General features: G+C 74.7%; 15 protein-coding genes. 7 read left to right on the top strand and 8 right to left on the bottom strand.

Annotated features, from left to right (window positions below):
- Positions 1–6: 6 nt before the first annotated feature.
- Positions 7–654, bottom strand: coding sequence for a restriction endonuclease (locus tag ACRB68_RS23270; protein ID WP_153535899.1), 648 nt, complete (start codon positions 652–654; stop codon positions 7–9).
- 172 nt (positions 655–826) lie between these two features.
- Between ACRB68_RS23270 and ACRB68_RS23265 the strand changes: the two genes are divergently transcribed.
- From ACRB68_RS23265 to ACRB68_RS23250, 4 genes are all read left to right on the top strand, one after another.
- On the top strand, positions 827–1,183 hold the full coding sequence (locus tag ACRB68_RS23265; protein WP_153537644.1) for a YciI family protein: 357 nt from the start codon (positions 827–829) through the stop codon (positions 1,181–1,183).
- Positions 1,180–2,406 carry an RNA polymerase sigma factor gene (locus ACRB68_RS23260; protein WP_407924303.1) on the top strand — a complete coding sequence of 409 codons (1,227 nt, stop codon included), beginning with the start codon at positions 1,180–1,182 and terminating at the stop codon, positions 2,404–2,406. The genes ACRB68_RS23265 and ACRB68_RS23260 overlap by 4 nt, the downstream gene beginning before the upstream one ends.
- On the top strand, positions 2,403–3,197 hold the full coding sequence (locus tag ACRB68_RS23255; RefSeq protein ID WP_153535897.1) for an alpha/beta fold hydrolase: 795 nt from the start codon (positions 2,403–2,405) through the stop codon (positions 3,195–3,197). Before ACRB68_RS23260 ends, ACRB68_RS23255 begins: the two co-directional genes overlap by 4 nt.
- 63 nt (positions 3,198–3,260) lie before the next feature.
- A complete protein-coding gene (locus tag ACRB68_RS23250; protein WP_328594640.1) occupies positions 3,261–4,838 on the top strand; it encodes a Na+/H+ antiporter in 1,578 nt (525 codons plus the stop codon).
- Between the two features lie 22 nt (positions 4,839–4,860).
- Here the strand turns inward: ACRB68_RS23250 and ACRB68_RS23245 are convergent, their stop codons facing one another.
- From ACRB68_RS23245 to ACRB68_RS23235, 3 genes are read right to left on the bottom strand one after another with little or no spacing between them, the layout of a single operon-like run.
- The gene (locus tag ACRB68_RS23245) at positions 4,861–6,612 is read right to left on the bottom strand and encodes a choline/carnitine O-acyltransferase (protein ID WP_153535893.1); all 1,752 of its coding nucleotides are present in this window, start codon (positions 6,610–6,612) and stop codon (positions 4,861–4,863) included.
- Positions 6,613–7,500 (bottom strand): class I SAM-dependent methyltransferase, encoded by an 888-nt coding sequence (locus tag ACRB68_RS23240; protein ID WP_207709797.1) that lies wholly within the window; start codon positions 7,498–7,500, stop codon positions 6,613–6,615.
- 34 nt (positions 7,501–7,534) lie between these two features.
- The gene (locus ACRB68_RS23235; protein WP_153535891.1) at positions 7,535–8,404 is read right to left on the bottom strand and encodes a HalD/BesD family halogenase; all 870 of its coding nucleotides are present in this window, start codon (positions 8,402–8,404) and stop codon (positions 7,535–7,537) included.
- Positions 8,405–8,879: 475 nt separating this feature from the next.
- Between ACRB68_RS23235 and ACRB68_RS23230 the strand changes: the two genes are divergently transcribed.
- Complete coding sequence (locus ACRB68_RS23230; RefSeq protein WP_153535889.1) at positions 8,880–10,976, top strand: ATP-binding protein; 2,097 nt, start codon at positions 8,880–8,882, stop codon at positions 10,974–10,976.
- A gap of 13 nt (positions 10,977–10,989) precedes the next feature.
- Here the strand turns inward: ACRB68_RS23230 and ACRB68_RS42115 are convergent, their stop codons facing one another.
- The 3 genes from ACRB68_RS42115 to ACRB68_RS23215 are packed head-to-tail and all read right to left on the bottom strand — an operon-like array spanning position 10,990 to position 13,779.
- Entirely contained in the window at positions 10,990–11,916 is a 927-nt protein-coding gene (locus tag ACRB68_RS42115) for a carbohydrate kinase family protein (protein WP_153535887.1), read from the bottom strand.
- A complete protein-coding gene (locus ACRB68_RS23220; RefSeq protein WP_153535885.1) occupies positions 11,913–12,557 on the bottom strand; it encodes a hypothetical protein in 645 nt (214 codons plus the stop codon). The genes ACRB68_RS42115 and ACRB68_RS23220 overlap by 4 nt, the downstream gene beginning before the upstream one ends.
- A 10-nt stretch (positions 12,558–12,567) precedes the next feature.
- The gene (locus ACRB68_RS23215) at positions 12,568–13,779 is read right to left on the bottom strand and encodes a UDP-N-acetyl glucosamine 2-epimerase (protein ID WP_153535883.1); all 1,212 of its coding nucleotides are present in this window, start codon (positions 13,777–13,779) and stop codon (positions 12,568–12,570) included.
- 228 nt (positions 13,780–14,007) lie between these two features.
- Here ACRB68_RS23215 and ACRB68_RS23210 point away from each other — a divergent pair, with 228 nt between their 5' ends.
- Entirely contained in the window at positions 14,008–17,049 is a 3,042-nt protein-coding gene (locus ACRB68_RS23210) for an AfsR/SARP family transcriptional regulator (protein WP_153535881.1), read from the top strand.
- A gap of 361 nt (positions 17,050–17,410) precedes the next feature.
- On the opposite strand, the gene ACRB68_RS23205 is transcribed toward ACRB68_RS23210, so the two are convergent.
- The gene (locus tag ACRB68_RS23205; RefSeq protein ID WP_194293425.1) at positions 17,411–17,863 is read right to left on the bottom strand and encodes an ATP-binding protein; all 453 of its coding nucleotides are present in this window, start codon (positions 17,861–17,863) and stop codon (positions 17,411–17,413) included.
- Between the two features lie 70 nt (positions 17,864–17,933).
- Between ACRB68_RS23205 and ACRB68_RS23200 the strand changes: the two genes are divergently transcribed.
- Positions 17,934–18,815, top strand: a complete 882-nt coding sequence (locus ACRB68_RS23200) for a metallophosphoesterase family protein (RefSeq protein ID WP_153535877.1) — start codon at positions 17,934–17,936, stop codon at positions 18,813–18,815.
- The last annotated feature ends 56 nt before the right edge of the window (positions 18,816–18,871 follow it).

The raw sequence follows: 18,871 nt of genomic DNA, 5'->3' as shown, positions 1-18,871 counted from the left end.
GCGGGGTCACAGGCGTAAGGGCTCGCCCTCCAGCCAGCGGGCGAGGGCGGCCCGGTCGATGAGGTGCAGGTAGCCGGTCCCTTCGGCGATGGCGGGCTCGGTGAACCCGCCCGAGGTGACGATCGCGCCGGTGTGCCCGGCGTAGGAGCTGTGCACGGCGCCGATGAGGTTGCGGACCGCCGGCGCGCCGACCCGGCCCGTCCAGCGTTTGCACTGGACGGCGATCGGGCGGCCGTCGGGCGCCACCGCCGTCACGTCGACGCCCCGGTCCCCGGCGCGGCCGACGACCTGGACGGAGCGGTAGCCGTCGCGGCGCAGCAGGTCGGCGGTGAGCCGCTCGAACTCCGGGCCCGACATGCCGTCGACCCGGGCCAGCTGAGCGCGCTCGCGAAGCTCCCGCCGCTCGCGGCGGGCGACGTACCGCTGCCGCACGACGATCCCCGCCAGGACGCCGAAGAAGAGCAGTGCGGTCAGCACCTGGGGCCAGTACGCCACCACCAGCCGCCCGAGGAGGACGAGCACGGCGGCGGCGAGCAGCCCGAGCACCAGCGCGCCCCCGGCGAACAGGACGGCCCCCGCCGCCGAGCGTCCGGGCGGCGTCGGACCAGGCGGTGTCGATTCGGGCGGGGGCGGGGACGGAGCGGGCTCTGCCATGCGGGCCTCCTGCCGTTCTGCGGCTGACAGCAGGATGACACGGCCCACTGACAATCCGTCATCGGCGGGGGCTGAAGATCTCCGGAAAAAACTTCGGGAAGGATGTCGAGAGCGCGCGGGTGGCTCCGACCACCTTGCGAAACAGACGAGCGAAGGAGTCACCGTGAAGTACATGCTGCTGATCTACAACCGGCCCGGGTTCGTGGAGGAGCTGACCGAGGCCGAGCGCGGCGAGCTGTTCGGCGAGGTGGACGCGATCATGAAGGAGCTGACCGAGTCCGGCGAGCTGATCGGCGGGCAGGCCCTCGCCGACCCCTCGACGACGCGGACGGTGCGGCAGCGGGACGGGCTGCCGGCCGTCACCGACGGGCCCTTCCTGGAGTCCAAGGAGGTCTTCGCCGGGTACATCGCGGTGGACTGCGAGAGCCTGGAGCGGGCCACCGAGATCGCCGCGCGCTGGCCCGACGTGCGCTTCGGCGGCGCGATGGAGGTGCGCGCGATCATGCACGACTCCGGGGCGGAGATGTGATCGACGGCCCGTCCGCCGAGCACCTGCTGCGCGAGCACGCGCCGCGGGTGCTCGGCGCCCTGGTCCGGCGGCACGGCCAGTTCGACGCGTGCGAGGACGCGGTGCAGGAGGCGCTGCTGGCCGCCGCGACGCAGTGGCCGGCCGAGGGCGTGCCGGACGACCCGCGCGCCTGGCTGCTCACCGTCGCGTCCCGCCGCCTCACCGACCGGTGGCGCAGCGAGAGCGCCCGCCGGGAGCGCGAGGCCGCGACCGCGCTCGCCGAGGCCGCGCCCGGGGCGGTGCCCGACCGGGACGACACGCTGGCCCTGCTGTTCCTGTGCTGCCACCCGGCGCTGACGCCGTCGTCGCAGGTCGCGCTGACGCTGCGGGCCGTCGGCGGCCTCACCACCGCGCAGGTCGCGCGGGCGTTCCTGGTGCCCGAGGTCACCATGGGCCAGCGGATCAGCCGGGCCAAGCAGAAGATCAAGGCGGCCGGGGCGCGGTTCGACCTGCCGCCGCCGGGGGAGCGGGCCGGGCGGCTCGGCGCCGTCCTGCACGTGCTCTACCTGATCTTCAACGAGGGGTACACCGCGTCTGGCGGCGCCGGCCTGCAGCGCGCCGAGCTGACCGGGGAGGCGATCCGGCTCGCCCGCGCGCTGCACGCGCTGCTGCCGGGCGACGGCGAGGTCGCCGGCCTGCTCGCGCTGATGCTGCTCACCGACGCCCGCCGCGACGCGCGCAGCGGCCCGGGAGGCGCGCTGGTCCCGCTCGCCGAGCAGGACCGGTCGGCGTGGGACCGGGCCGCGATCGCCGAGGGCGCCGCGCTGATCACCGACGCGCTCACCTGGTCGCCGCCGGGCCCCTACCAGCTGCAGGCCGCGATCGCCGCCGTGCACGCCGAGGCGCCGCGCGCCGAGGACACCGACTGGCCGCAGGTCCTCGCCCTGTACCGGCTGCTGGCGCGGATCGCGCCGAACCCGATGGTCACCCTGAACGCGGCCGTCGCGGTCGCGATGGTGGAGGGGCCGCGCGCGGGCCTGGACCACCTGGGGCCCCTGGACGGCGACGCGCGCATGAGCGGCCACCACCGGCTCGCCGCCGTCCGCGCCCACCTGCTCGAACTCGCGGGCGAGACCGACGCCGCCCGCACGTCCTACCGCGAGGCCGCGCGCCGCACCACCAGCCTGCCCGAACAGCGCTACCTGGAGGCCCGCGCCTCCCGTCTCAGCGAAGGAACACCATGAACGCCACCCTTTCGGTCCCCGGCGCCACCCTCTACCACGAGGTGCGCGGCACCGGCCCGGTGCTGCTGCTGATCACCGGCGGGATCATGGACGCCGCCGCGTTCGGCGGGCTGGCCGCCGCGCTCGCCGACCGCTACACCGTCGTCACCTACGACCGGCGCGGCAACTCCCGCAGCCCGCTGGACGGCCCCGCCGAGCCGCAGCGCGTCACCGTCCACGCCGACGACGCGCACCGCCTGCTCGCCGCCGTCACCGACGAGCCCGCCCACGTGTTCGGCGTCAGCTCCGGCGCGATGATCGGCCTGGAGCTCGCCGCGCGGCACCCCGGGCAGGTGCGGCGCGTGGTCGCGCACGAGCCGCCGGTCCTGGAGTTCCTGCCGGACGCCGGGCACTGGCGCGAGGTCGTCCGCAAGGTCGAGGAGGCCTACCGGGCGGGCGGCGCGGGCGCCGCCATGGGCGTCTTCGGCGAGGCCATGGGCATGGGCGAGGAGGAGCCGGCCGGCGAGCCGACGCCCGAGCTCATGGAGATGTTCGGCCGGATGGAGAAGAACATGGACTTCTTCGCCGGCTACGAGGTGCCCGGATTCAGCGGCCACGTCCCCGACGTGGCGGCGCTGCGCGGCGCCGGCGTCGTCGTGCTGGCGGGCGCCGGTTCGGTGGGCGAACCGCCGCACCGGGCCGCCCACGCCGTGGCCGAGCGCCTCGGCACCGAGGCCGTCACCGTCCCCGGCGGGCACGGCGGCTTCGGCCTGCCCGGCTTCGCGGGGCGCCTCGCCGAACTCCTCGGCTGATTTCGGCAAAGCCGCCTGTGGCGGCCGGGGCGGCGGGGAGCGGGCGGCCTAGCATCCGGTGCCGTGGATCAGTTGGCGTTGGTGTTCATCGTGCTGCTCGCGGCGATCCTGGCCGAGCCGCTGAGCCTGCGGATCGGGATCTCCCCGCCGGTCCTGATGACGGTCTTCGGGATCGTGCTCGCGCTCATCCCGCAGGTCCCCGACGTGCGGATCGAGCCGCACCTGATCCTGCCGCTGGTGCTGCCGCCGCTGCTGTACGCCGCGGCGCGGCGCACGTCCTGGGTGGCGTTCCGCGAGGACTGGGTCGCGATCACGATGCGCGCGGTGGTGCTGGTGCTGGTCACCGCCGCCGCCGTCGCCGCGGTCTTCCACGCGCTGCACCCGGCCGTGCCGGTCGCCGCCGCCGTCGCGCTCGGCGCGGTGGTGGCGCCGCCGGACCCGATCGCGGCGACGGCGGTCGCGTCCCGGCTCGGCCTGCCGCGCCGGCTGGTGTCGGTGCTGGAGGGCGAGGGCCTGTTCAACGACGTCACCGCGATCGTGCTGTACGGCGTCGCGGTGCACGCCGTGCTGACCGGGGCCTTCTCGGCCTGGGAGGCGCTCGGCGACTTCGTGGTGTCGGCGCTGGTCGCGGTCGTGGTCGGCGGGCTGCTCGGCTGGGTGACCGGCCGGATGATGGACCGGCTGGACGAGGCCTCCTGGAAGGTCGCGCTCAGCCTGCTGGTGCCGTTCGCCGCCTACGGGATCGCCGAGGCGTGGAGCGGGTCGGCGGTGCTGGCGGTGCTGGTCTGCGCGCTGTACCTGACCGACGCCACCACCAAGACCGACGACAGCTCCTACCGGCTGATCGGCGACTCCTTCTGGGACATCACCGACCTGCTGATCAGCGGGTTCGTGTTCGGGCTGATCGGCCTGGAGCTCAGCACCGTGCTGAAGGCGGCGGGCCCGCACTGGCCGCGGCTGCTGGGCGGCACCGCCGTGATCATCGCGGTCGTGGTGCTGCTCCGCCTGGTGTGGCTGCTCGGCATCTGGCTGATCATGCACTGGGTGGCGCGCAAGAGCTCGGTCGACGAGCCCCGCACCTGGCGCGAGATGCTGGTGAACTGGTGGGCCGGGATGCGCGGCGTCGCCACCGTCGCCCTCGCCCTGGCGCTGCCGTTCACCACCGACGACGGCTCGCCGTTCCCGGCCCGCGGGGAGATCCTGTTCACCGCCTTCGCCGTCGTGCTGTTCACCCTGCTGGTGCAGGGGCCGACGCTGCCGCTGCTGGTCCGGATGACCGGGGTCAGCGAGGACACCGCGCAGGAGCGGGCGCTGGAGCGGCAGCTGTGGACGCGGGTGCTGCGCGCCGAGCTGGACCGCCTCAAGGAGATCGCGCAGGAGCAGGACCTCCCCGAGGGGATCTACGACCGGATCCGCGACGACGTCATGCGGCGCCTCACCAGCGCCGACCCCGAGGCCGCCGGCGAGGACGCCGCGCTGATCCGGCGGAACATGCGCAAGCTCGGCCGGCTGCAGGCGATCCGCCAGGACGTGCTCGCCGCCGGCCGCCGCGAGGCGCTCGCCGCCCGCCGCGAGCCGGGCATGCCGCCCGACATCGTCGACGACGTCATGCGCCGGCTGGACCTGCGCAGCGAGCAGTGAGGCGGGCGGCGGGCGGCGGCCGTCAGGCGAGCAGCTCCTGCAGTTCGGCGATCGCCTCGCGGAGCCGGCCCGCGAAGGTGTGCATCGCCCCGGCCACCGACCGCGGCGTGCTCAGGTAGACGTTGAACCGGTCGGGCAGCAGCACGTAGGCGACGCCGATGCACTGGTCGCTCGTCGCGCCGAACCCGAAGTACTGGATGTTGACCGACGGCGCCGAGCTGGTGCTCAGGTAGTCGTCGCGCATCGTGACCCAGCCGGGCGTCTCGTACAGCGGCAGCGGCTCGGTACCGCCGGCGCGCCGGTGGATCAGCTGCAGCTCCCACAGGTGCTGCTCGGGCGCCCGCCCGGCCTGGCAGTCCTTGGCGCGCTCGACGTGCTTCCCGGCGGCGGCGCGGAACGCCGCGCGGCGGGTCTCGGCGCTCGCGGCCGGGTCGTCCATCGCTTCGACGAACTCCAGCACCTGCGGGGTGACGACGCGCATCGCCTCGGTGCGGCCGCGCCGGTACTGGCGGGTCGCGATCGACTCGTAGGTGGCGCCGGTCAGGCCCTTGGCGCGCCGGTGCGCCAGCTGGTAGGCCATCTGGACGAACGCGTCGGGGGAGACGCCGAGGGCCTTGGCGCTGGAGGTGCCGAAGTCGTCGAACGACACGGTCTCGGTCGCCGTCGCGTCGGCGTAGGCGGCGAAGGACGCCGCGGCGGCGCGCACGTCGGCGCGCCGGGCGTCGTCCAGCGCGAACGTGATCGGCTCGACGGCCGGGGTGCCGTCGGTGACGGGGCCGTCCGGGCGGGCGGTCAGGATCTCGTCGACGAAGCTGAGGATGGTGGTGCCGTCCAGGCCGCAGTGCTCGACGTTGATGCCGGCCCGGCCGTCCGCGAAGACGATCAGCGAGACGGCCTTGTCGAACCAGCGGTTGCCGCTGTCGCCGTGCAGCAGATGGTCGCACGCCTCCAGCTCGCTCGCGGGGGCCAGGTCCTCCAGGCAGAGACAGAACAGCGCGGTCTCGATGTCGTCGAACTGCTCGGCGTTGGCCTTCAGCAGCTCTTCGCGCGAGGCCGCCCACTCGGCGCGGGCCTTGGTCGTCAGGTGCCCGACCGAGGTGTCGGGGTCGGCCTGCTCGGCCTTGGTGACGGCGCGCAGCGCGATCGCGACCTCGTCCGCGGAGTACGGCCGGCCGTCCGCGCCGAGCACGTCCATCCGGAACATGTTCCCGCGGAAGAACACCACGATGTGCCGCGCGTGAGAGGGGCCGGGCCACTCGTCGGTGTAGGGGGTGCGGACGGTGTCCTGCTCGGCGCCCGGGATCCGCGTCGTGGAGAACAGGTACTTGTTCTGCTCCATCGACAGCGGCGTGCCGCGCTGGGTGACCGGCGGGACCGTCTCGGCGTCCAGGCGCAGCTTGTAGTCGACGGCGCCGGCGACGAGCGCGGCGGCCCGCTCGATCTGCGGCAGCCCCGCGTCCTGGAACAGGAAGAAGAAGTTGGCGTTCAGCGCGATCCGGTCGCGGCGGCCCAGGTAGCGGTACGGCCAGAACGTGTCGAGCCAGCTGTGCACGCCCTCGGCGGCGTCGTAGGCCGCCAGCTCGGCGTGCAGCCGGCGGCCGGTCCCGCCCGGCTCCAGGAACGCGGCGACCTCGGCCCGCGTCGCGGCGAGCTCCTCCTCGGTCAGCAGCGGCGCGCACCACTCCAGGAACCGCGCGCAGGTGTCCTCCAGCGCCGGCAGCGGCACGCGCGGCAGCAGCTCCTCGTTGCTGAAGGTCGACGGTGTGCTGTTCATTCAGTCCTCGTTCCGGGGTGATGCGGAGGTGACCGTGTTCGTGGCCAGATCCAGGATCGTGCGTTCCCGCGACCCGTTCGGGCGGGAGACGTAGAGCTGCGCGTACAGCCAGCCCTCCGACTCCAGCCCGGCGGGGTCGACGCCGACGTCGGCCAGCGTCTCCATGACCTGTTCCTGCTCGTCGGCCGTCGCGAACAACCGCTGCTTGAAAACGCGCTCCAGGCGCACTGTTTCGTAACCCGCCGCCGCCAGGCACTCGGCGATCGGGTCGAAGGAGAACATGCGCAGGACGAAGTGCGCCATCCAGGGCCGGCGGTCGGGGTCGTGGGCCTGCACGACGCGCGCGATCGTCCGCTCGGTGACGTAGCCGAGGCAGCCGGTCGACACGACCAGGTCCGCCGAGCCGAGCACGGTGCGCTCGTGGTCGGTCGGGTCGCGTTCCTCCAGGTCGGCGTGCACGCCCTCGTCGAGGAAGCCCGCCATCAGCGCGTACGACAGCGCTTCCTGGGAGGAGTCCAGGCCGACGAAGCGGACGCCGCCGAGGCGGGTGGCGGCGGTGGCGCGGACCAGCTCGCGGTCGCGGGCCAGCAGCGTGGCGCGGGTCTGCCCGGCGGCGCCGGGGCCGTCGTAGCGCTCGTACAGCTCGTCCATGGTCGCGTCGCACTTCAGCAGGGCGGCGTTGACGCCGTAGGAGCAGCCGATGTCCAGCACCGTCGGCGCCGGGACGCCCTCGACGTCCCGGTACTCCTGGACCAGCCGGGTGAAGTACGGCTTGGCGAGCTGGGGGATGCGGTACTCCAGCCCCCGCAGGGTGCCGAAGTAGGCGCGCGGGTCGGGTTCGGTGTAGATGTGGTCGAGCGAGATCTTCCCTGGCGTGCCGGTCTGCACGGTGTGGTGCTCCTCTCGGGGTGCGGGGGCGCCGTCAGTCCAGGAGCCGGTCGCCGCGTACGGCCCGTCCCTCGGCGGCCAGGTGCTCGGGCAGCACCCGGCCGAACAGCTGCCGGGTGCGCGCGACGCTGCCGATGACGCCGGGCCGCTCGCTGTAGGCGAAGATCGCCGAGTGCCGGGCCGTCGCGCCGCCGACCCGGCTCACCCGGTGCAGCGCGTAGCGGCCCTGGAACAGCTGCAGGTCGCCCGGCCGCAGCGGGAGCCGCCGCACCAGCCGGCCGCCCGCGCCGGTGATCACGTCCCGGACGTCGTCCAGGTTCTCCGACGCGGTCGAGCGGATGCCGGGGCAGTACTCGAAGACGCCGCCCTCGTCGGGCTCCTGGGTGAGCATGCTGACCGTGAACTCGTTGGTGTCGAAGTGCCACGGGTGCTCCATGCCGGGCTCGACGACGTTCAGGCAGAGCCCGGCCAGCGGGTCAGCGAGCTCGTGCACCTCCGCCAGCCCGAAGCAGTCCGCGACGAAGCGCCGGAACTCCTCGCTGGTGTACAGCCGCTGGATGATGAAGTCCTCGGGCAGCAGGTCGCGCGGCACGAAGGCGTTGCCGCGCTCGAAGGTGATCCGCCCCGGGTGCCCCTCCGGCAGGGGGGTGTCCAGGGCGATGTTGTAGGCGTTGACCGTCTCCACGTCGTAGTGCGCGGACGGCGCGGCGGTCGCGCATTCGCGGCGCAGCCCGTCGCGCAGTTCGGGGCGGACGAAGTCGGGCAGCACGCTGCACCCGCTTTCGCGCAGGTCGTCCCGGACCCGCGCGACGACGGCGCGCCATCGCGGCCCGCCGGGTTCCGCCAGTGGATAACGCGCCGTGTCGACCACGTGGTCGACCGTCCGAGCCGCCGAAGTGCCCATGAGGGAGTCCTCTCCACGCGCGGACGCCGCGCCCGGCCGGGGGCGCCCGGCCTGTTCACGATGCCCAGGACGGTTTTTAGCACGTGGCGCCTTATCAATTACCTTCGGTAAAGGCCCGCCCGTTTTAGGTGGAAAATCTAGGCCGTGACCGTGACCTGTGGCTTCGAGGCCCTGCGAAGACGCCCCGCGCACGCCCCGGCACGCTAGGTGTGTCCCACATCACTGCCTTAAGACTGTCCATATATGGACAAAGCGCACATCAAGGTTGGTATCACTCACGAGCCGTACCGGCCCGCCGACCGGCGGTAACGCGGCGGGGGCACGGGACGCCCGTCGCGGCGCCTTGACCGACGGCTCTTGACGCATATAACGGCCCAAGTAAGGTCAGGAAGAACGCCCGGCGGCCGCACGGCCGCTTCGTACAGTGCGCCAATGGCGCCGAGAATCCGGATCCGGACCTCCCTCCTGTAGGAAAATGAGCGTTGAACATGGTGGCGGCGAGAACGCGTTCCGCCATGTCAACGAGGTGGGCGAGGCCGTCGCCGACGCCGTCGTACAGGCGCGCGACATCCGCGGGGGAGTGCACCTGCACACGGGCGCCGCGGAGCTGCCGCCGCCGCGGCAGCTGCCCGGCACCGGCTCCCTGGTCGACCGGGCCGAGGCGCTGCGGACCCTCGACCGGATCGGCGACCGGCCGCCCCGCGTGGTCGTGGTGAGCGGACCGGCGGGCGTCGGGAAGACGGCCGTGGCGCTGCGCTGGGCGCACCGCCGGCTGGAGGAGTTCCCCGACGGGCAGCTGTACGCCGACCTGCAGGGGCACGCCGCCGTCGACCCGGCCCTGCCGGGCGAGGTGCTGGCGGGGTTCATCCGCGGCCTCGGGGTCGCGGCGGAGCGGGTCCCGGCGGGGCTGGCCGAGCGCGCCGCCCTCTACCGCTCCCTGACGGCCGGGCGGCGGCTGCTGGTCGTCCTCGACGACGCCTACTCGGTGGCCCAGGTCGTCCCGCTGCTCCCCGGCTCGGCCGGCAGCGTCGCCGTGGTGACGAGCCGGCGCCGGCTCGCCGTGCTGATGGTGCGGGGCGCGCGCGGGGTGCAGCTCGGCCCGCTGACGCAGGACGCGGCGCTGGAGCTGCTGGCCGAGGTGCTCGGCGCCGACCGCGTCGCCCGCGAGCCCGGCATGGCGGCGCGCCTGGCCGAGCTGTGCGCCTGCTCGCCGCTCGCGCTCAGCGTCGCCGCCGCGCGGCTGGTGACCCGCCCGCACCGGTCGCTGGCGGAGATGGTCGACGCGCTCGCCGGGGAGAGGCGGCGGCTGAAGGAGCTGACCTTGCCGGACGCGGACGACGAGATGACGGTGCGCGCGGCGCTGGCCCTGTCCTACCAGGGGCTTTCGGAGCCGGTGCGGCACCTGTACCGGCTGCTCGGCTCGTACCCGGGCCGGACGTTCGGTGTCGCGGCCGCCGCGGCCCTGACCGGGGCGCCGCCCGGCGACGCCGCCGAGTGGCTGGACGAACTGGCCGACGCCAACCTGCTGGAGGACCTGCCGGGCGCCCGGTACCGGCTCCACGACCTGACCAGGCTGCACGCGATGGAACTGGGCGAGGCGGCCGAGCCCGAGGCCCTCGCCCGCCTCACCGCCTGGACGGTCCAGGCCACGCTGGCCGCGAGCGGGGCCGTCGCGCCCTACCGGCGGCTCGCCGAGCCGGAACCGCTCCCGGACGTGCCCCCGCCGCCGGAGTTCACTTCCGCCGCAGAGGCGCTCACCTGGCTGGAGGAGGAGTTCGGGAACCTGCGGGCGCTGGCCGACCGCGCGCACCGGTCCGGGCTGCACCGGCCGGTGTGGCAGCTCGTGGACGCGGCCTGGCCGCTGTTCCTGCACCGCAGGTACCACGCGCACCGGCTCGCCTTCGACAGTACGGGCCTCGCCGCAGCGCGCGCGGACGGGGACCGCCGCGCCGAGGCCAAGATGCTCAACCGCACCGGGCTGGCCCGACGCGACCAGGGCGACCTGGACGGCGCGGCCCGCGACTTCCAGGCCGCCCACGCCATCTGGCACGAGCTCGGCGACCGGGCGCGCATGGCGGGCACCGACCGCAGGCTCGGCCTGCTGGCGGTGGACCGGCACGACCCCGCGGCGGCCGAACACCACCACCGGGCGGCGCTGGCGGTCTACCGGCTGCTGGCCGACGACCGCCACGTCGCGCTCACCATCTGCGATTTCGCCGCCGTCCTCATCGACACCGGGCGCGCCGCCGAGGCAGACGCGCTCCTGGAAGAGGCACGCGGCCTCCTGGCGGCCCGGCCGGATCCCTACAACCAGGCCCGCGTCCTGATCCTGCTGGGCCGGGCCCGCATGGACGGCCCGGCCCGCGAGGAGGCGCGCGCGCTGCTCGACCGCGGCCTGGCGGTGATGCGCGAGATCGGGTCGGCCGCCGGAGAGGCCGGCGCGCTGCGGGCCTGCGGGGACCTGGCGCGGCGGGACGGGCGGACGGGCGAGGCCGACCGCTGCTACGAGCAGGCCCGCCGGATCCTGGCCGGCGCGGGCGCGCCGGCCGGGACCCCCGGCGAGCAGGACTGACCGCGCGGGCCGGTCAGCGGTCCCAGCGCGCCGGCACCGCCCGCGGCGCCGCCCGGCACCGCTCCGCCAGCTCCGCGCGCGACAGCGACGCGGCGGCGGGCACCCGGTGGGTGATCTTCCAGCCCGCCTGCACCACCCCGGCCCGCAGCGCCGCCGGGGCGTCCCCGGTCCGCAGCAGCTCGCTCAGGAACGTCGCGAACAGGGTGTCGCCCGCCCCCGCGGTGTTGACGACCGCGCCCGGTGTCACGGCCGCGACCGTGACCAGGCGGCCGTCGCGCAGCCCGAGCATGGCGCCGCGCGCGCCGAGGCCGACGCCGGCCAGGCGGCAGCGCGGGTAGCGCGCGAACAGGCCCGCCACCCACGCCCGCGGGTCGGCCAGCCGCTCGTGGCTGCAGAACACGATGTCCGCCGCCTCCAGCCAGGGCCGGTTGTAGGCGTCGTCGTGGTCGGCGACGCGGTGGACGTCGACCGCCACCGGCACGCCGAGCGCCGCGGCCTCCGGCACCAGCGGCCGGACGAACTTGGCGTTGGTGAGCACCAGCAGGTCCGCGCCCCGCGCCAGGCCGTGCAGGACATGGGCCGGGTAGGCGACCCGGGCGACCGGCGTGAGGTGGGGCAGCCCCATGCGCCGCCCGTCCGGATCGACCAGGACCACGCCCATGGAGGACTCGGCGGCCTCCACGACCCCCGGGCCGAGCAGCCCGAGCCGGCCGAGCTCCGCGCGGATCAGCAGGCCCGCCGCGTCCCGGCCGACGGGGGAGCAGAGGCGCACCTGGTCGCCGAGCGCGCGCTGCACGCGGGCGATGTGCCCCGCCGCGCCGGAGACCCCGGCGCCCATCCAGTCCGGGGTCAGCGACGGCCGGTACCGCAGGGGGAACTCCGGCACCGCGGCCGACACGTACAGGCTCGTCACGCCCGCCACCACGATCGCGGCGCTCACGACGCGGCCCGCCGGTCGGCCCGCGCGGCGGCGGGGACGACGGGCGCGACACGGCCGGCGACCTCCAGCAGCGCCGCCGGGCCGTCCGCCGGGCGCAGCCGCCCGGCGGCCAGGACGGCGCCCGTCAGATGCCGCACCGCGAACCCCTCCGCGCACCAGGCGTACAGGAACGAGCCGCACAGCTCCCGCCAGAGGCGCGCCGCGCCGCGCGCGCAGGCGAACCCGGCCGCGCCGCCGTCGCGCAGCACGGCGGTGCAGCCGGCCGGGTCCCACCCGACCGCCACCGCGCATCCGGGGTAGCGCGCCAGCACCCGGCGCAGCCGCGCGGCGGGCGCGCCGGCCGGCCGGTCGGCCTGGCCGGTGAGCACGTCGGCGGTCTCCTCCCGGCCCTCGTCGCCGGGGGCGTCGTGGCGCGCCACGGTGTGCGCGTCGACGCCCACGAGCGGGCCCGGCCAGGCCGGCGCGACCGCGTCCGGGCCGGTGAACAGCATCAGGAGCGGCTCGCAGGGCAGCCCGCCGCGCGGGATGAACAGCACGGCGGGCACCCCGCCCGCCGCAGGGCCGAGGCGGGCGCGCGGCCGCTCCAGGGCCAGCGGGTGCTCCAGCCGGAACAGCCAGGTACAGACGGTCTTCTCGGTCATGACGGCTCCGCTACGAGACGAGGAACGGGGGGAGGGCCGGCGGCGTGACCGGCACGCTGGCGGGCTGCGGCAGCCGCAGCTGCCGGTACATCAGCTGCCGCATGTTGCGGCCGAACCGCCCCGGCTCGGAGGTGATCCGCGCGGTCACCTGCCGCAGCGCCTCGGGCCGGAACTCCGCGGCGGCCCGCACCAGCCGGCGGTGCAGCGACCCGCGGCCGGTGAGGCGCGGCGCCGCCTCCCCGAGCCGCGCGGCGGGGGAGCCGGGGCTGACGTCGGCGTCGTGGAAGCCGCCGAGCAGCACCGGGACGCCCATGACGGCCGCGTACACCGTCGCCGATCCGTGGTCGCCGATGACCCAGTCGGCGGCGGCGAGCACGCCCCGCCAGTCGGCCTCGGGCGGGACGAGCCGCAGCCCGCGCCGCAGGTGGTCGGCCATCCAGGCCCTGATCTGCCACGTCCCGTACGCCGACCACAGGTTCGGGTGCAGCAGCGTCACCACCTGGAACCCGTCCCCCGGCAGGTCCGACAGCAGCCGCGACCACAGCTCCGGGCGCCGCCCGAGCAGGGAGTTGCGGCCCCACGTCGAGGTCACCACGACCAGCTTGCGGCCGTCGCCCGCGCCGAGCGCCACCTGGTAGGAGGAGCGCCGGTCCCGGCTGGCGACCAGCGCGTCGTAGGCCGGGTCGCCCACCACGCTGGCGACCGGGAGCGCCGCCGGGCACGAGCGCGCGAGCGCCGCCCGGTCGGCGGTGTGCGGCAGCGCGATCGCCGACGGGATCAGCGCGCCGTCGTGCACCAGCCGCTGCGGGTCCAGCCCGTAGACGAGCCGGGAGCCCACCGCGCGGCCCGCCCGCGCGGCCGCGAACTTGGTGAAGCCGGCCCCGTGCGGCATGACGATCAGCGGCGCGTGCACCTCGTGCAGGCCGCCGTAGGAGGCGGCGACGGCGAGGTCGAACCGGGTCTGGACGGCCTGCGCCCAGGGCACCGTGGCGGCGCCGAGGCCGGCCAGGAACTCCGGCACCCCCTCGCCGAAGACGTCGGGCCCCTGGGTGAAGACCGTCTGGACGCGCAGGTCGTTCTCCAGCAGGCGGGCGGCGTCCAGCAGCCGCTGACCGGAGGTGACGGTGTGCACGATCAGCAGCACGGTCCGACAGCCCGTGCGCGTCGCCCAGCGGCCGGCGTCCGGACCGACCGGAACCCGCCGCCATTCATTGCCTGACATCGCGTTCGTGCCCCCTTTGTTCGGCATGCGATTGTCGTGACGCGACCCACCCCGATGATTGGAAGCGGGCCTTGCGGCGGCGCTTGCGGAATCCCTTGCGGCGCTGCTGAACGGGCGTCCCATAGTGGCCACGGGACAGAACGCTTACTTATGGATATCCGCACTTGACAGTGCAACGATCACACTTGTCAAAGGCGTCGGTCGTGTCATTCCCAGCAGGGAGAGCGGATGGAATTCCGCATCCTCGGCCCGATGGAGCTGTGGGCGCGCGGTGAGCGCCACACGCCGGGCTGGGCGATGGAGCGCCGGGTGCTGGCCTGCCTGCTGCTGGCGCCCGGCCGGCCGGTGCCCGCCGAGACCCTGATCGAGCGGCTCTGGGACGACGAGCCGCCGAGCCGCGCCCGCAGCCTGCTGCACACTCAGATCACCCGGCTCCGCGGCCGGCTGCACGGCCTGGACGCCGACGTCCGGCTCCGGCACCGGCCGGGCGGCTACGTGCTGGAGACCGACCCCGAGAAGATCGACTACCACCGGTTCCGGACCCTGCGGGCGCAGGCCCGCGCCGTCGCCGACAGCGGGGACCCCGGGCGCGCGCTGCGGCTGCTGCGCGAGGCCGCGACGCTGTGGCGCGGCATCCCGCTGGACGGCGTCGCGGGGACCTGGGCCGACCGGGCGCGGCGCAACATCGAGGAGGACCTGCTCAGCGGCGCCCTCGACCGGCTGGCCCTGGAGCTGTCCCGGCACGGGCACGGCGAGGTGGTCACCGAGCTGAACGACCTGGCCGCCCGCTTCCCCTACGACGAGAAACCGGTCGAGCTGCTCATGGTGGCGCTGTACCGCAGCGGCCGGTCCGCCGAGGCCCTGCAGATCTACGAGCGGTTACGGCGGCGCCTGGACGACGAGCTCGGCGCCACCCCCGGAGCCGCCGTGCGCGAGCTGCACCGGCGCGTCCTCACCGCCGACCCGGACCTGATGCTCCCGGCGCGGGCCGCCCCCGCGGCGCGGCGGCCGAGCGACCTGCCGCGCGACGTCCCCACCTTCACCGGCCGCACGGCCGAGCTGGCCGCGCTGACCGCGCTCGCCGAACGCGACGGCGAGGCCGTCGCCGTCCTCGCCGTCGACGGGATGCCCGGCGTCGGCAAGACCGCGCTGGCCGTCCACCTCGCGCACCGGCTGGCGGACCGCTACCCCGACGGGCACGTCTTCCTCCAGCTGAACGCCCACCACTTCGAGTACGCGCCGCTCGACCCCGCCACCGCCCTGGAGCGGCTGCTGTCGATCTTCGGCGTCCCCGTCGAGGACCAGCCCGAGAGCCTGGAGGCCCGCGCCGGGCAGTGGCGCGGGCGGCTCGCGGGCCGCCGGGTGCTGCTGGTGCTGGACGACGTCGTCGGCCACGACCAGATCCGGCACCTGCTGCCGGGCACGCCGGGCAGCCTCGTCATCGTCACCGGCCGGCACCGCCTGGCGGGCCTGGACGCCGTCCGGCCGGTCAGCCTGGACGTGCTCGCGCCGGACGACGCCGTCCGGCTGCTCTCACGCGTCACCGCCGGCCGGATCGCCGCCGGCGACCCGCACGCGCGGACCGTCGCCGCCCTGTGCGGCCACCTCCCGCTCGCCCTGCAGCTCGCGGGCAGCCGCCTGCTGCACCGGCCGAGCTGGAGCGCCGCCGACCTCGCCGCCCGGCTCGGCGAGGGAGGCGACCGGCTGACCGGGATCCGCGCCGGCGACCGCGACCTCACCGGCGTCTTCGAGCTGTCCTACCGCGACCTGCCCGAGCGGGCCCGCCGGGCGTTCCGCCTCCTCGGCCTGTACCCCGGCGCGGACATCGCCGCCGCCGAGGCGGCGGTGCTCTTCGGCGCCTCCCGCGCGCAGAGCGAGGAGATCCTGGAGATCCTGCTGGACCACCACCTGGTCACCGAGCCGCAGCACGGGCGGCATCGCTTCCACGACCTGCTCCGCGAGTACGCGCGGCGGCTCGCCGCCGCGGACCCGCCGCCGGACGGCGAGGCGGCGCTGGACCGGCTGCTGGACCACTACCTGGACACCGCCGGCGGCGCGGGCACGCCCCGCCGCTGGCTCCGCGCGGAGATCGGCAACCTGCTGGCGGCGGCGGCCTTCGCCGCCGACCACGGCCGGCCGGCGCACGCGGCCCGGCTGGCCGCCCTGCTCGCCTCCTACATGGAGGCCGGCGGCCTGTGGGGCAAGGCCGCCGGCCTGCACGAACGCGCGGTGCGGATCTGGCGGGACCTCGGCGACGAGGCGGCGATGATGCGGGCGCTCGCGGACCTGGCCGAGATCGCCTGGCGGTCGGGGGACCACGAGCGGGCCCTGTCCGCCGCCGGGGAGGGACTGGAGATCGCCCGGGCCCGGCGGGACCGGCGCGCCACGGCGGGATTCCTGGACCGGTTCGGGCTCGTCCACTGGCACCGCTCGGAGTACGACGTCGCGACCGGGTACTTCGAACGGGCCCTCGCGGCCTACCGCGAGAGCGGGGAGCGCCGCGGCGAGGCGGAGGTGCTCGACCATATGGGGATCGTCCTGTGGCACCAGGGCAGGTACGCCGACGCCATCGCCCGCATGGAGGCCGCGCTGGCCCTCTACGAGAGCGAGGGCTATCTGCACGGGCAGCAGATGACGCTCCACAACATCGGCCGCGTGGAGAACAGCATCGGCCGCTATGAAGAGGCCATCGGGCATTACGAGCGATCCGCGGCGGTCAAGGAAATGAGGCCGCAGCACAGAGCCATCTGGCTGACCAATGTCGCCAATATCTACCGCGACACCGGCCGCGCGGAACATGCCATCGAGGAATACCGCAGGGCGCTGCTCATCTACCGGGAGATCGGCGACCGGCGCGGCGAGTGCGACTCGCTCAACCAGATCGGCGTCTGCTTCGCCCAGCTCGGCCGGGAGGGCGAGGCGGTCATCCACCACCAGATGGCGCTCAGTCTTTCCCAGGACCTGTCCGAGCGCTTCGAGCAGGCCCACGCGCTGTACGGCATCGGCGAGGCGCACCTGCGGGCGGGCCGTACCGGCCCCGCGCGCGAGCACTTCGAGAAGTCGCTGGAGATCGCCCGCTCGATCGCCGACGCCTACCAGGAGGCCCGCGCCCTCGACGGCATCGCCGACGTGCTGACGCAGACGCGCGGCCACGCCCAGGCCGAGCCGTACCGCCGGCGCGCGATGCGGCTCTACGAGGAGCTGGGCGTGCCAGAGGCGGATTCGCTGCGGGCCCGCCTGCGCGGGCCGAACGACGCCTCCGGTGCCTGAAATAGCACATTTGCGAAATATGTTCAGCTATGCCGATTAGTGCTGATCGTCGATCTTCCGCATTCGGTGCGCCGGCGCGGCGGCGGTGCGGTAGCGTCTCTTTCGCCCAGGCATAGCCTGCAATTTTCAGGCATGTACCGGTAGGTAATTGCACGCAGAACCATCGAGCGAGGAGAAAAACCTCTGATGCGCAGTTTCTCGACGATCGTGACCGTGACGGGCACGTTCATGACCATGGCGGTCGTACTGAACGAGGTCTTCGGGTCGCTGTTCGCATAGAGCCTGCCCGGCAGGGCGGCGCAGTAGCACCAGGGTCGGCGCGGCGATGTCCGCGCCGGCCCTCACGTCGTCCGCGGGCCGGTCAGGCGCCGAGGTGCAGTTCGAACCAGGAGGTCGCGGTGCCGTCGGGGTTGCGGCGGGTGCCGTGGGCGGTGGTGAGCGCCTCGACCAGGTGCAGGCCCCGGCCGCCCAGGTCGGGCAGGTCGGCCGGCAGCGGCGGGGGCCCGGTGTCGCCGGGACCGCCGTCGGTGACCTCCACGTGGAGGCGGCCGCCGGAGTGGGCGACGGTGAGCAGGATCGTCCCGCCCGGGCAGGGGCGGGCGTGCACGATGGCGTTGGTGACGACCTCGCTCGTCACCAGGGTGAGGTCGTCGAGGGCGGCGCCGGGGTGGCGCTCGGCGACCAGGGCACGGATGTAGGAGCGGGCCACCCGCACGGCGGCGGGGGTGGCGGCGAGGTCGACCTCGCCCAGCAGGGGGCCGGAGAACCGGGGCGGGGTCCGGCAGGCGGCGGCTTCGCGCAGGTGTTCGGTCATCCGCTCAAGGGGGTCCGTAGGGAGACGGGCTCGCATCGTTCGCACTCTGGCGCACCGGGCGGGCGAAGTCATGGGCACTTGCGCGCGCGCAACGCTCCAGCGATCGCTGTCTAGGATCCGCAGTGTGGGAGACCTCTACGCGATCAGCGATCTGCACGTGGGACACAGCGACAACCGGGCGTTCGTCGAGGGGCTGCGGCCGCGGTCGGGGAGCGACTGGCTCGTCGTCGCCGGCGACGTCGCCGAGCGGTTCGCCGACGTGGAGTGGGCGCTGCGCACCCTGGCCGGGCGGTACGCCAAGGTGATCTGGGTGCCCGGCAACCACGAGCTGTGGACGCCGAAGGGCGACCCGGTCCAGCTGCGGGGCGAGAGCCGGTACCGGCGGCTGGTCGCGATGTGCCGGGAGCACGGGGTGGTGACGCCCGAGGACCCGTACCCGGTGTGGGTGGGGGAGGGCGGGCCGCTGACGATCGCGCCGCTGTTCGTGCTCTACGACTACACGTTCCGGCCGGCGGGCGCCGCCACCAAGGAGGAGGCGCTGAGGATAGCCTACGAGGCGGGCGTGGTGTGCAGCGACGAGATGCTGCTGCACCCGGACCCGTATCCGACGCGCGACGCCTGGTGCGACGCCCGGATCGCCTACACCGAGCGGCGCATGGCCGATCTCGCGCCGGGCACCCGGACCGTCCTGGTCAACCACTTCCCGCTGACCCGCGAGCCCACCGAGATCCTCTGGTACCCCGAGTTCGCGCAGTGGTGCGGCAGCGAGCGCACCGCGGACTGGCACGTCCGCTTCAACGCGGCGGCGGTGGTCTACGGGCACCTGCACATCCCCCGGACGATGTGGAGCGACGGCGTCCGCTTCGAGGAGGTCTCGGTCGGCTACCCGCGCGAGTGGCGCCGGCGCGGCGAGGCCCCGGCCGGGCCGCGCCGGATCCTGCCGCTGCCGTGACGCGGTAATTCGGATTTTCATTCGGACGTTTTCCGGCTACCCGCGAGGTAATGGCC

The organism is Actinomadura macrotermitis, from assembly GCF_009604375.1.
GTDB classification, from domain to species: domain Bacteria; phylum Actinomycetota; class Actinomycetes; order Streptosporangiales; family Streptosporangiaceae; genus Spirillospora; species Spirillospora macrotermitis.
The sequence above is the reverse complement of the archived record's forward strand: the minus strand, read 5'-3'. Positions and strand labels throughout refer to the sequence as shown.